At 37.6% G+C, this 12306-nt stretch carries 13 protein-coding genes; 6 read left to right on the top strand and 7 right to left on the bottom strand.

Going from position 1 to position 12306, the window contains the following annotated elements; translation table 11 throughout:
• Nucleotides 1-12: 12 nt before the first annotated feature.
• From ABXG98_RS14510 to rlmM, 3 genes are read left to right on the top strand one after another with little or no spacing between them, the layout of a single operon-like run.
• Nucleotides 13-687 carry an alpha/beta family hydrolase gene (locus tag ABXG98_RS14510; RefSeq protein WP_353539419.1) on the top strand — a complete coding sequence of 225 codons (675 nt, stop codon included), beginning with the start codon at nucleotides 13-15 and terminating at the stop codon, nucleotides 685-687.
• Nucleotides 665-1078 (top strand): DUF423 domain-containing protein, encoded by a 414-nt coding sequence (locus tag ABXG98_RS14505; protein ID WP_353539418.1) that lies wholly within the window; start codon nucleotides 665-667, stop codon nucleotides 1076-1078. Before ABXG98_RS14510 ends, ABXG98_RS14505 begins: the two co-directional genes overlap by 23 nt.
• Nucleotides 1075-2154 carry a 23S rRNA (cytidine(2498)-2'-O)-methyltransferase RlmM gene (gene rlmM, locus ABXG98_RS14500; protein ID WP_353539417.1) on the top strand — a complete coding sequence of 360 codons (1080 nt, stop codon included), beginning with the start codon at nucleotides 1075-1077 and terminating at the stop codon, nucleotides 2152-2154. Before ABXG98_RS14505 ends, rlmM begins: the two co-directional genes overlap by 4 nt.
• A gap of 106 nt (nucleotides 2155-2260) precedes the next feature.
• Here the strand turns inward: rlmM and ABXG98_RS14495 are convergent, their stop codons facing one another.
• The 5 genes from ABXG98_RS14495 to ABXG98_RS14475 form a co-directional block, all read right to left on the bottom strand.
• Nucleotides 2261-3268 carry an isocitrate dehydrogenase gene (locus ABXG98_RS14495; RefSeq protein ID WP_353539416.1) on the bottom strand — a complete coding sequence of 336 codons (1008 nt, stop codon included), beginning with the start codon at nucleotides 3266-3268 and terminating at the stop codon, nucleotides 2261-2263.
• Nucleotides 3269-3587: 319 nt separating this feature from the next.
• A complete protein-coding gene (locus ABXG98_RS14490) occupies nucleotides 3588-3983 on the bottom strand; it encodes a DUF3192 domain-containing protein (protein WP_353539415.1) in 396 nt (131 codons plus the stop codon).
• Between the two features lie 97 nt (nucleotides 3984-4080).
• Nucleotides 4081-4908 carry a flap endonuclease Xni gene (gene xni / locus ABXG98_RS14485; RefSeq protein ID WP_353539414.1) on the bottom strand — a complete coding sequence of 276 codons (828 nt, stop codon included), beginning with the start codon at nucleotides 4906-4908 and terminating at the stop codon, nucleotides 4081-4083.
• A gap of 2 nt (nucleotides 4909-4910) precedes the next feature.
• Nucleotides 4911-6257 carry a nucleotide 5'-monophosphate nucleosidase PpnN gene (gene ppnN, locus ABXG98_RS14480; RefSeq protein WP_353539413.1) on the bottom strand — a complete coding sequence of 449 codons (1347 nt, stop codon included), beginning with the start codon at nucleotides 6255-6257 and terminating at the stop codon, nucleotides 4911-4913.
• Between the two features lie 69 nt (nucleotides 6258-6326).
• Nucleotides 6327-7931, bottom strand: a complete 1605-nt coding sequence (locus tag ABXG98_RS14475; RefSeq protein WP_353539412.1) for a GGDEF domain-containing protein — start codon at nucleotides 7929-7931, stop codon at nucleotides 6327-6329.
• A gap of 216 nt (nucleotides 7932-8147) precedes the next feature.
• On the opposite strand from ABXG98_RS14475, the gene ABXG98_RS14470 reads away from it, so the two are divergent.
• On the top strand, nucleotides 8148-9998 hold the full coding sequence (locus tag ABXG98_RS14470) for a M61 family metallopeptidase (protein WP_353539411.1): 1851 nt from the start codon (nucleotides 8148-8150) through the stop codon (nucleotides 9996-9998).
• Nucleotides 9999-10018: 20 nt separating this feature from the next.
• On the opposite strand, the gene queF is transcribed toward ABXG98_RS14470, so the two are convergent.
• Nucleotides 10019-10879, bottom strand: coding sequence for an NADPH-dependent 7-cyano-7-deazaguanine reductase QueF (queF, locus tag ABXG98_RS14465; protein ID WP_353539410.1), 861 nt, complete (start codon nucleotides 10877-10879; stop codon nucleotides 10019-10021).
• A 64-nt stretch (nucleotides 10880-10943) separates the two neighbouring features.
• Between queF and syd the strand changes: the two genes are divergently transcribed.
• Nucleotides 10944-11543, top strand: coding sequence for a SecY-interacting protein (gene syd / locus ABXG98_RS14460; protein ID WP_353539409.1), 600 nt, complete (start codon nucleotides 10944-10946; stop codon nucleotides 11541-11543).
• A gap of 1 nt (nucleotide 11544) precedes the next feature.
• Here syd and ABXG98_RS14455 read toward each other — a convergent pair whose 3' ends face one another.
• A complete protein-coding gene (locus tag ABXG98_RS14455; RefSeq protein WP_353539408.1) occupies nucleotides 11545-11862 on the bottom strand; it encodes a hypothetical protein in 318 nt (105 codons plus the stop codon).
• Nucleotides 11863-12064: 202 nt separating this feature from the next.
• Here ABXG98_RS14455 and ABXG98_RS14450 point away from each other — a divergent pair.
• Nucleotides 12065-12306, top strand: a 242-nt coding sequence (locus ABXG98_RS14450) for a DUF3192 domain-containing protein (RefSeq protein WP_353539407.1), incomplete at its 3' end; no start/stop codon positions are given.

Raw genomic sequence — 12306 nt, 5'->3', positions numbered from 1 at the left:
ATAATATTATTTATGATATCGACCATTGAAAATACTATAGAAAACCCTATCGCACAGGTTATTTTTGCTCATGGCGCAGGTGCTGATAAAGCACATGAGTTTATGGAGCAAATAACGCTGCTGTTTAATCAAGCTAATATTAATGTGCTAAGGTTTAATTTTCCTTATATGGACAAACGTATTGCATTAGGCAAGCGTTATCCACCGGATAGAATGCCTAAATTGCTTGAGTGTTATACTCAAATCATCCATGATTTTTTATTGTCAGATAAGTATCACAGTAACATCCCACTATTTATTGGTGGAAAATCTATGGGCTCTCGGGTTGCAGCAACCCTTGCGGGTGATGATGAAATAGTAAAGAGTATTCAGGGCGTTTTTTGTCTAGGCTATCCTTTTCATCCTGCGAAAAAGCCTGAAAACCTTCGTTTATTGCCTTTGCAAACAACACAGGCCCCCTTGATTATTGTACAGGGCGAACGTGATGCCTTAGGATCACAACAAGAAATTACTGAGTATGATATTTCTCACTTGTGCCATACTGTGTTTTTAGCTGATGGTGATCACAGTTTAAAGCCCCGTGTTAAATCAGGCTACACTTATCAACAACACAGAGAAAGTGCTGTGCAGGCTGTTGTTAACTTCATTCAGGAGACGAGTAACAATGACACCGATAGCGCCAGTTAAACATCCGTTAGTGAAATCTTTAATGATTTTTGTTGGCGTTAGTGGTTGCTTTTCTGTACTATTCGGCGCTTGGCTTGCCCATGCTGGGCAAACATTGGCTACCGAAGTGTTGGCAACATTAGAAACGGCCTTACAATACCAGTTATTTCACACACTGGCTTTAATGGCTACCCTGGTTTGGGCTATTGCTAGTTTTGCAACTGGTTCACCCTCTAGAATATTATTAGCAGCTGGTATTGCCTTTATGGTGGGTATTGTGTGTTTTAGCGGTAGTATTTATATTAAAATTTTTTATGGTGTTGCCTTGATTGGTAAACTTACACCATTTGGCGGAATATCGTTGGCAGTAGCTTGGTTATTACTGTCGATTGAAGGTAAAAACAACTTATGACATCTATCGTATTATATTGTCGACCGGGCTTCGAAAAAGAATGCGGCGCTGAAATTCAAGAAAAAGCAGCATGGAATGAAATGTATGGCTATTTAGAGCTGAAAAAAAACCAAGGGTTGGTTTTTTTTCATTTACACGATCCTGCCCATGGTGAGGCATTAATTAAAAAGTTACCACTGAAACGTCTAATATTTACTCGTCAATGGTTTGTTACTTTGACTGAAATAATAGCGCTGCCAGACTATAACCGTGTTGAAGCGATTGTTGAGGCGTTGGGAGAAGATTGGCAGTATGATGATTTACGCATGGAAACCGCAGATACCAACGATGGTAAAGCATTAAGTAAGTTCTGCCGAAAACTGGCTGTACCATTGCGTCAGGGCTTACGAAAAGCAAAAGTATTGACCGGAAAAAATGTCAACTTTACGGCCGAAGAAGGTAGTGCGGTTCTGCATGCGCTTTTCTTATCAGGACAAGAGGTTGTGTTAGGTTTTTCTTTTGCCCACAACAGCTCGCCTCATGTTATGGGCATACCTCGTCTTAAATTTCCTAGTCAAGCGCCGAGTCGGTCAACGTTAAAGCTAGATGAAGCATTTTTATATTTTATACCACGTGATCAATGGGATACTCGTTTAACCTCGGGAATGAATGCCGTTGATTTAGGCTCTGCTCCTGGCGGTTGGACTTATCAATTAGTGCGTCGCGGTATGATGGTGACGGCGATAGATAATGGTCCAATGGCTGAATCTTTAATGGAAACAGGTCAAGTGAAGCATAAAATGATGGATGGTTTTAAATACTTGCCGATGAAGCAAAATGTCTATTGGCTTGTTTGTGATATGATCGAAAAACCCCAGCGAGTAGCTAAACTTATGAGTGAATGGCTGTTAAATGGGTACTGTAAAGAAGCGATGTTCAACTTGAAATTGCCGATGAAAGGGCGATATCAGCAAGTGACAGAGGATTTACAAAGTATTAAAGATGCCTTTAGCGAGCATAATGTAAAATATGAGCTGTATGCGAAACACTTGTATTATGATCGTGAAGAAGTCACGGTTCACGCAAGATTAATCTAATACCATATATGGTATGAATTTTTTGCGCAGATTATTGAGTTAAAAAAAGGCGATATGGTGTTGAAACCTTATCGCCTTTTTGTTCTGTTCTGTTTTGTTTTGTTTTTTACAGTCTATCTAACAAAGCGTCAGTGAAGTCAGTTGTACCATGGCTACCACCTAGATCACGCGTAGTACGATCGCCTGTGGCAATAACATCAATTAATGCATTTCTAATTTTTTCTGCTTTATCACTCATTTCTAAATATTCAAGCATTTGTAACGCGGCTAAAATTACCGATGTTGGATTAGCTAAGTTTTTGCCTGCAATATCAGGTGCACTGCCATGAACCGCTTCAAAAATAGCGCAGTCTTCACCAATATTGGCACCTGGTGCCATGCCTAAACCACCAACTAAACCGGCACAAAGATCAGATAAGATATCGCCGAACAGGTTTGTGGTAACTATGACATCAAATTGCTCAGGGTTCATCACTAACTGCATACAGCAGTTATCAACAATCATCTCAGTTGATTCAATTTCAGGGTAACGAGCCGCGACTTCACGGGCTACTTTTAAGAATAAACCAGAGGTTGATTTCAAAATATTAGCTTTGTGAACAGCTGTTACTTTTTTACGACCTTCTTTACGCGCTGTTTCATAGGCAAAAACTAAGATTTTTTCAGCACCTTCACGGGTAATAATACTTGTCGCTTCAGCATGTAAACCATCTTCAGAAACGGTTTGCCCCGCACCAGAGTACATACCTTGAGTATTTTCACGAACGGTTAAGATATCAATGTTTTCATAACGCGCTTTTGTCCCTTTAAAAGATAATACTGGGCGTAAGTTAGCGTATAACTTAAATTGCTTACGTAATGTAACATTAATAGAGGTGAAACCTTCACCTACTGGCGTTGTTAAAGGACCTTTTAAGGTGATTTTATTTTTTTCAATAAGGTTTAACGTTTCTTGTGGTACCAATTCACCATGATTTTCTAACGCGGTTAAACCGGCATCAGCAAATTCATAATTAAAATTACAACCGGCTTTATCTAAAACTTTGATGGTTGCTTCAATAATACTCGGGCCTATTCCGTCGCCTGGAATTACTGTGATAGTTTGCTTGGTCATATTCTTTGCCTTGTGATAGAAGATAATAATTAACTAAAAATATATAAATAACTCAAAAATATTATTTATGCTATTTTTCGTTTAATAGCCTTTTGGTTTAATATTTTTTTGTTTCATCATACGTTTCATAATATAAAGGTGCGCTTTATACCATGTAAATATTTGGTAAGCGAGCTTGTAAGTTTTCTTTGTGGACTTTATTCTCGAACGCTTAAAGGCGTAGCTTAGCAAACAATGGTAGATGTTTACTTGGTTTGCATCAAGGTTACTTTAGTCTATAGTAAAATAATAACCCATGTGCTCTGTATGCTGTTGTTGCTTATTGGTGATGTTGAACTATGCCCCAGTTTGCAGGGTAGTTATCACCTAGGCCTATCTCTTTTAATACCCCATTAACAAATAACAAAAAGGTACATTCATCTTGTGTAGTGATACCGTCTGACTTAACGTGTTGAGTGCGATAAAACATTACCTGAAAATTATTTTCGCTGAATTTTCTTGCTTCGGTTATGTCGGGGCTGCCTAGCGCTTCAATGGCTTGTTCAAAGGTAAATTGCTCAAGTTGTAACTTGGCGATAAACTGTCGATTATAAGCTTCTCTGTCTTCCCATTGCATTTTTTCTGGGCTATCATCGTAAAATGAAATCACTAAGAGTACAAAAATACCGTAGGCGGCTAATGCGAGTAGAATGTGCGTGATTACTTTTTTATTCATTGTTATTCCGAGTTTTATTAAAATAGTTATGGGGAGGCAAGTTGTTAATAGAATGATAACCAGTTATGCATGTATTTTAAAGTGTTAACTACTTGCTTTAGTACACATTAGTTTGCTTAACGCGAATATCTTTTAAGTTAAAGCCAAGCGGAATATCTTGTTTTAAGGTCAGCAACTTTCTAGTTAAGGTTAATTGCGCTTCACTGTTATTCAATTTATCTTTAATCGTAGGTTTTATGCTATCACTTTTTAATATAGCACTCAGTGAGCCATATTCATTCAGTAAGTTTGCAGCAGTGATTTGACCAATTCCTTCAACACCGGGTATTTTATTGGTGTTGTCACCTGTTAGCGTCCAAAGATCAATAAGTTGAGCAGGCCTAACATCAAATTTGTCTTTAACGTATTTATCATCAAGATATCGGCGATTAAAGTAGTCATAGACTTGAATATGAGGGCCTAATAAAGATAAGAAGCCTTTATCAGTTGATACAATAGTCACGTCCTGCCCTCGAAGAGCCATTTTTGTAGCGAGTGTTGCAATAAGATCGTCAGCCTCGTCTTCTGCAGGAATCAACGAATCAACGCCAAGGTGTAAAAAAGCGTCTTGAATAGGGGGGAGCTCATCAGCCAAATGTGCGGGCATTTTCTTACGACCTTTTTTATAGTCGGCATATAGTTGATAGCGCCAACAAGGTTGTTCGCTATCAAATACTACAAGGGCATGGGTGGCTTGTTGATGCTGTAAAATATTATCCAGTGCTTTAGTGCACGCTTTTTTAGTATTAAATAGCACCTGTTGCTGTGTTTTATCGGCAAGTTCACCTTCTAGTTGATGTTTGCTGTGAACAAAAGGGCGTTCTTGTACTGCATAAATACGTCGAATCAAATTTAAAGCGTCAATTAATACTAAATGAGCGGACACATTTATTCCTCTATGACCTGATAACAAGGAACGTACTCACTGCCAGGTAATTTCATCCGTTGTTGACTAACGAATGAAGCCAGTAATTTGTCCATTAAAGCCATTATTTTTTTGTCACCTGAAATCTGAAACGGGCCTAAGTTTCTAATGGCTTTAATACCGCCAGATTTGACATTACCTGCTACTATTCCTGAGAAAACTCTTCGCAGGTTTGCGGCAAGCTCAGCTGTAGATAACGCATGACTGATCTTGAGTGCCGACATGTTTTCATGACTAGGCTCAAAGGGTTGCTGAAAGTCATGCTCGATAACTAAAGACCAGTTAAAGTGAAAAGCATCGCCGGTTGCTTTACGGTGGTCAAGCACCTCTACTAACGATTTTGACATCTCTTGTGCTACTTGCTCTGCATCATCAATAATAATTTTATACAAACGTTGTGCTTTAGCACCGAGGGTTGCGCCAATAAATGCATCAATTTCTTTAAAATAATCACAGGCAGTACTCGGCCCAGTTAAAATAATAGGTAAAACTTGGTCGCTATTTTTTTCGTTTAGTAAAATACCTAAAATATAAAGTAATTCTTCTGCGGTACCTGCACCCCCAGGAAAAATGATAATGCCATGAGAAACGCGAACAAAGGCTTCTAAACGTTTTTCTATGTCAGGCATGATAATGAGCTCATTAACAATAGCGTTAGGTGGCTCAGCGGCAATTATACTTGGCTCAGTTAATCCAAGGTACCTTCCTTCTTTATTGCGCTGCTTAGCATGACCGATAGTTGCCCCTTTCATTGGCCCTTTCATTGCGCCAGGACCACAACCAGTGCAAATGTTGAAGGCACGTAAACCTAATTGATAGCCAACATCTTTAGTGTACTTATATTCATTTTGCTTAATGGAGTGGCCACCCCAACAGGTGATTAAACGCGGCTCGGTTTCAGGTAAAATTGCATTGGCATTGCGCAAGATGCCAAAGGTAGCATCTGTTAAAGACTGAGCACTAGATAACAGGTTAAAATTGCGACTATTAATAAACAAAATATCACGTAGAACTGCAGATAAATGTTCACGAATACCTCGAATGATTTTTCCATCGACAAAGGCATGTTCAGGTGCATTGTTGAGTACGATTTTAACGCCGCGCTCATTACTTTGTACCTCAATAGTAAATTCTTTATATTGTTGATAGATAACTTCAGCGTCATCGGTATGGCTGCCGGCGTTAAGCACCGCAAGAGAACAGTTACGATAAAGATTATATAACTCGCAAGTAGATGATCTTTGTAGTTGATCTATTTCAGCCTGCGACAAAATATTCATATTGCCGACAGGGTTAAGCTGAGTATCCATTGTGGACTCCTTTTTGCTGCTTTGACACCCTTGAATGTGTTCAAAACAATGCAGTATATGGGCAAATAATTAAGAATAAATGACTTGGTTCTTTCCCTGAGATTTGGCTTTATACATAGCTTCATCGGCACGCTCAAAAGCTGTATGTATATTATCCTCTTGGGTAATATGAGTTACCCCCATAGATAATGTGATACTCACCTTGGTATTTTTAAACTTAAAGGGCAATTGAGCAATATGTTTATTGAGTAAGTTCAGCTCGTTCACTAACGCCGCTTTTTTTGTGTGCTTGTAGATAATTACAAATTCTTCACCGCCATAACGTGCCACAAATCCATTTTTACTGACCTTCTTTTGGATTGTTTTTGCAATGACTTGTAAGGTTTTATCACCAGCAGTATGACCATAAGTATCATTGATATTTTTAAAATTATCAATGTCCATAACCACTATCGCTAAATCAAATGGTTCATTTTGAAAATGCACCATTGATAAGGTGAAATATTCATCAAAGGCTGCGCGGTTGTGTAATTTAGTGAGAGCATCAAATCTATTTTTACGGTGCTGCTCAGCTAGCTCTTTGGCAAACTGTTGGCTTTGTTTTTCAAGTTTGGCTACTTTGCTCGCCATTTCGTTTAGCTGACTTGCTAAAAGTTGCTGTTGTTGTTGTTCAAAGTTTGTTTTTTCTTCAAGTGTTTGGGCAATACTTGATAATTTGCTGTTGATATCAATTTTGACCATATCTAACGACATTGCTTTTTTTACCGTATCTGTCATATCAGACATCTGGGTTTGCAGTTTTATATTTATTTTAGCGTTAGTTTCTTGGTTTTTTTCACACGTTGAAATGGTTTTTTTTACTGCAATTTGAACGGTGCTTAACGTCTCGCTTAACTTAGTTAAAAAGATTTTAGCGCTGTCTCTTTCCGTTTTTAAATCATCAACAATGACATCAAACACTTCGATTAGATGTAGCAACACATCATCATTAGATACGTCTTTCAATAGCTTTTTATTGATTGCAAGGATAGCTTGGGTATGCTGAGGAGATAAATGTATTTTACTTAAGCGTTTTGATACTTGCTTGATAAGTTCACTGTTGACTTTGTCGTTGGTGGAGTTACTTGCTCCGAGGCTTTGCTTTGACTGGGTCATCGATAACAGAGGAGCTTGCTCTGTGCTTTGTGCCTTGGCCTTTAAGGCGATATCATACAAGGACAATAATTGACTTAATAGCGGTGCATATTGAGATAAACTCTCTTTTGATGACTTGGTGTCAGCTAATAAAGCTCGGAGTTTTCTCCTAAGGTCATCGGGTAAGCCATTAATTTTTTGTAAATTTTTACCTGATTGATTAAACTGCTGATGAAGCTGGGCAATATTTTGTTCATTAGTCACAGAGTGTGTTTGCAATAATTTTGATATGTCAGCAATTTTCAATTCAATGTCGGTGATTGGTGCTGATTTTTTAAAAAGTGTGCGTAACTGGGCTAAACGATTATCTAACTTTAAGTTTATCCCTTTTGATACTTGAGAAAGTTTATTGATAAACTCAATTAGCAAGCTGGATTGGGCTTTAAAGTCTTCTTCAAGAGCAGAGCGAGAGGCTATTGCTGTTTTTAGTTTCTGCTGTAATGCTTGAGACTGTTTATCAGCAACAGTTTTAGTACTCATATGTCCATGTAATCCTTAATAAATAGCTTTTAAAAAAAATAATGTATTCCTTGATTTCTCACCCCATAATTTACACCATTATCACTCTAAATGTTAGTCACAGCGCTCAAAAAACTAAATTAATTCTCTTCGCTGCTGTTTTTTTGATTACTTAAAAGAAGAGAACTCGATAAACTATAGCAATATTCTTTATTTTTTATGGAAACTTAGTTAACTATGAGCAAAATATTTTTGTTATTTCGATCCTGGGTTAGTGTAGTCATTTATTGTTTAACTTTTTCTGCTATTAGCGCTCATGCTACAGTGGTTGTTGATATTGCGATTGATCAACCACAACATCATTATGCTCAAGTCGCGATTGAGTTTGATACATCTACCAGCTCAGAAGTTGATTATCATCTACCTGTATGGCGTACTGGGCGATATGAAATACTAAATTTGGCTAATGGAATTCGCAACTTTACTGCAGCAGACAGTCAAGGTAATCAGTTACCATGGCGCAAGCTAGATAAAGATACATGGCAAGTACAACAAACCTTAAATAAAAAAATCACCATAAGCTATCAGGTTTATGCAAACCAGTTAGGGCAAAGAACTCGGCATATTGATGATAGTCATGCGTTTATTGATGCTTCAACCGTGGTAATGTACAGCGAGGCTGCAAGAGCTGAGCGGCACCTTATTAATTTGCATGTACCAGCGACTTGGAACAGTGTTTCAGGTCTTGATAGTGTTGCAGTTTCTAAGTACAAAAACACAGATGCAACGCATCAATTTATTGCGAAAAACTATGATGTATTAGTTGATTCTCCCATTGAAACGGGTCTCAATGAACATCATAAGTTTAAGGTTGATGGTCGTGATTACGAGCTAGTTATCTGGGGAAAGGGTAATTATGATAGCGATAAAATGGTGGCAGATTTAAACGTTTTAGTTCAGCAAAGTAAGCATGTTTGGCAAGGGTATCCTTTTGAGCGTTATGTATTTATGGTGCACGCCACCAGTGGCGCGCGAGGTGCGACAGAACATTTAAACTCAACCATTATTCAACGGTCACGGTTCAAGTTTTCAGATAGAAAAGATTACCTAGGTTTTATTTCAACGGCAGCTCACGAGTTCGTTCATACTTGGAATGTTAAGCAATATCGCCCTAGTGGTTTAGTACCTTATGACTATCAAAAGGAAAACTATTCCACCTTGCTATGGTTAAGTGAAGGCTCCACTAGTTACTTACAAAATCAGTTGCTGTTACGCGGCGGTTTAATGTCAAGTAAAGAGTTTTTAGAAAACTTAGCAAAACGCATCACAGGCTATCTTCATAAACCAGGACGGGCGAGCCAAACTGTTGCGCAAGCAAGCTTTGATAAATGGTTAGAAGAAGGTGGAGACTATGATAAAAATCATAGTGTTAATATTTATTCTGAAGGGTTTTTGATCTCTTGGTTGTTAGATTTTTCTCTTATGGAAAAAACCGCATTAAAGAAAAGTTATCGCGATGTTCATAATACCCTTTATCAGGATTATAAAATACCTAACAGCTTTGATGAACGTGATCTATTATCAATTTTAAGTGATATAACCAATGAAGATTATCAGCAATGGTGGCAACAAAATGTGCATGGTTATGCCTCAGTAGACTTTAATGAGTTGTTAGCAAAAGCCGGATTAACTATGTCTTATGGTGAAAAGGACGAAAAAGAACAACAGAAAGTGAAAGCGTGGACTGGCATTACCACCAAAAAAGTCACGCATGGCTTACAAGTAACCCGAGTTGAAAAAAACAGTCCAGCATGGAAAGCAGGTTTAACCCTTGATGATATTATTGTGGCTGTTGATGGTTTACGTATCTCTGATAAAGATATGACTACTAGATTAAAAAACTTTAACCCAACTGATAGCGTTAGTGTGACCTTTTTCCGTCGCGATGAGCTAATCACACGCAAGGTTATTTTAGGTGAAATACCTAGCAATAAGCTGAAAGTTGTGACGGTTAAACACGCGAGTGATGAACAAAAAGCGTTTTTTAACTATTGGACAGGTATTGAGTTTCCAACCAGCGATAACTAAAAGTCATCGCTGTTTATAAGTTATTGCCTTAGAGTTCTTGCTTGTGGAGCAGTGTCGAGATGTGTGCTTCTAAAAGGATTAATATCTAAACCGCCACGACGAGTATAACGAGCAAACACTGTTAACTCGTCTAGCTGGCAATATTTTTGTAGATCACAAAATATTCGCTCAACGCATTGTTCGTGAAATTCATTGTGTTGACGAAATGAAATTAAATACTGTAATAAGACCTTGTGATTTATCGCTACGCCTTTATAGCTGATATAAACACTTGCCCAGTCAGGTTGATTGGTGATTAAGCAGTTGGACTTCAACAAATGACTCACTAGTTTTTGTTCGACTACTTTATCCGTCCCGGTTTTTTGGGCATTGCCTAGTATTTGTGCTTGATATTGGTAGTTGTCAACGCGGATATCTTCATGATCAATACACTGAGTGTCAGGTGCCATGCTATTTATGGCTAGAGCAGGGCAGTGGTCAACAGGGTAGAGACTTACTTGCGCTTGAGCACCTGCAGTTGCCGACAAATCATGACTAAGACGCTGTTGCACCTCATCAAAACTAGCAAATTTACTTTGATTAAAGCTATTTAAATAAAGTTTGAATGATTTTGATTCAACCAAGTTAGGGCTAGTACAGGCAAACCTAAATTCGGCCACAGCGACCACAGGCTTACCTTGATTATTTAACCAAGACAACTCATATCCATACCAAACATCTTCACCAACAAAAGGTAATTTATTGTTGGTTAACGATAAATCATCCCTATTTAAGCTTCTTGGTACCGCTTGTAGCAATTTTGGGTTATATTCACTGCAATATTCGGTAGTTTTGCCAAGCGTTAAATTGCTTAGCGACTTTGCATTTTGATAAGTTTCCATAAATTATTTCTATTGTTTACCGTGCTAATCATTATATTTGTATTTTAAAGGATCTCTGAATTAGATGACATCATCAAATGAAACTAAAACAACTTTAGCGCAAATTTTGCAGCAATTATCTCAGCAATACCTGAGTCAATATCAACAAGTTCATGCGCATTTGCCAATAATTGATCATGATGATGAATGGCCATCGCCATGTGAGGTTGATAATGAAGAAGGCGATAATGTACTAGCCAACGGGCAGGTGTTTTGGCGGCCGGTTGATATTACCGATACAGATCAGTTAACTTTCAATAATGTCGAATCTGCATTGGGGATAACTTTGCACTTAGATATCAAAAGTTATTTTACTAGCCTATACAGTGAAAGCTTAGATATGAGCTGCGAAGAAGGCGCATTGTCGTTATTATTTGCTTGGAATAAAGATGATTTTGATCGCTTACAAGAGAACGTCATCGGTCATATTTTGATGAAACAGCGACTTAAGCAAAAGATAACGGTATTTTTTGCGGTAACTGATGAAGAAGATATGATTATTTCAATTGATAACGATTATGGCTCAGTTTGGGTTGAGCGTGTTGGCTGCGAGCCACATAAAAAATTAGCTGATTCGTTAACTGACTTTTTAAGTGAACTTTCCCCAAGCGTTCATTCAGCCTAAATTAGCTTTGCTGACTAATAAGCTGAGCTATCAATTTTTTTAATGCTATTACTTCTTTTTTTAGATCTGCCAATTCTTCATGTATAACATTACTACTGGTCTCTGTTGTTGTATTGGCTTGATATTCTGGGGTTGTTTGTTGGTGCTCTTCAGGTAAAGAAACAAAATCTGGCTCATGCTGCCAGGTTTTTAATGTCGATATAAGTACAGGTAATGCTACCTTACTCTTCAATTTGGTTTTGATTAAAGCGACCGTGGGTTTATTGCCATTATTGGCGATTTTATTGGCTATGATTAATATTTCGTCAGTTATTGTCATTTTGGTTACTTGTTTTGTAATATTAACTACATTTTAGCTAATGTAACTAACTCTGTCAGCTGGTATATTAGGAAGATATAAATTAAGCAAATAAATCAATGTGTTACAAAACTTTTAATCTTGGTTTGTTTTTTGCTTTTATTACAATGAAAAGAAACCACAATGAAATGAATTATTAATCATTATATATTTGGAGTAAAAGATGAAAAAAACATTATTGGCACTCGTTGTTGCATTACCTTTAATATCGACGTTATCTGGGTGTGTTATCGCAGTGAATGATGGTGACGTTGATCATTCACTGATGGGAGATAGTGGTGATAGAAGCTATGAAAACCGTAAAAAAATAGCAGGCATTCAACTAGGTTCAAGCTTTGTTGATATACAGGACAAATTAGGTGTGGCCGATTTTTCAGAAACCTATAAACATAATGAAGCCACTAT

The organism is Colwellia sp. KU-HH00111 (assembly GCF_040362745.1).
Classification (GTDB): domain Bacteria; phylum Pseudomonadota; class Gammaproteobacteria; order Enterobacterales; family Alteromonadaceae; genus Colwellia.
This window is presented reverse-complemented; position numbering and strand designations above follow the sequence as displayed.

Excerpts from the sequence above, each read along its gene's own strand:
- ABXG98_RS14510 (WP_353539419.1), top strand. The coding sequence starts at position 13 with ATGATATCGACCATTGAAAATACTATAGAAAACCCTATCGCACAGGTT.
- ABXG98_RS14505 (WP_353539418.1), top strand. The coding sequence starts at position 665 with ATGACACCGATAGCGCCAGTTAAACATCCGTTAGTGAAATCTTTAATG.
- rlmM (WP_353539417.1), top strand. The coding sequence starts at position 1,075 with ATGACATCTATCGTATTATATTGTCGACCGGGCTTCGAAAAAGAATGC.
- ABXG98_RS14495 (WP_353539416.1), bottom strand. The coding sequence starts at position 3,268 with ATGACCAAGCAAACTATCACAGTAATTCCAGGCGACGGAATAGGCCCG.
- ABXG98_RS14490 (WP_353539415.1), bottom strand. The coding sequence starts at position 3,983 with ATGAATAAAAAAGTAATCACGCACATTCTACTCGCATTAGCCGCCTAC.
- ppnN (WP_353539413.1), bottom strand. The coding sequence starts at position 6,257 with ATGGATACTCAGCTTAACCCTGTCGGCAATATGAATATTTTGTCGCAG.
- ABXG98_RS14475 (WP_353539412.1), bottom strand. The coding sequence starts at position 7,931 with ATGAGTACTAAAACTGTTGCTGATAAACAGTCTCAAGCATTACAGCAG.
- ABXG98_RS14470 (WP_353539411.1), top strand. The coding sequence starts at position 8,148 with ATGAGCAAAATATTTTTGTTATTTCGATCCTGGGTTAGTGTAGTCATT.
- queF (WP_353539410.1), bottom strand. The coding sequence starts at position 10,879 with ATGGAAACTTATCAAAATGCAAAGTCGCTAAGCAATTTAACGCTTGGC.
- syd (WP_353539409.1), top strand. The coding sequence starts at position 10,944 with ATGACATCATCAAATGAAACTAAAACAACTTTAGCGCAAATTTTGCAG.
- ABXG98_RS14455 (WP_353539408.1), bottom strand. The coding sequence starts at position 11,862 with ATGACAATAACTGACGAAATATTAATCATAGCCAATAAAATCGCCAAT.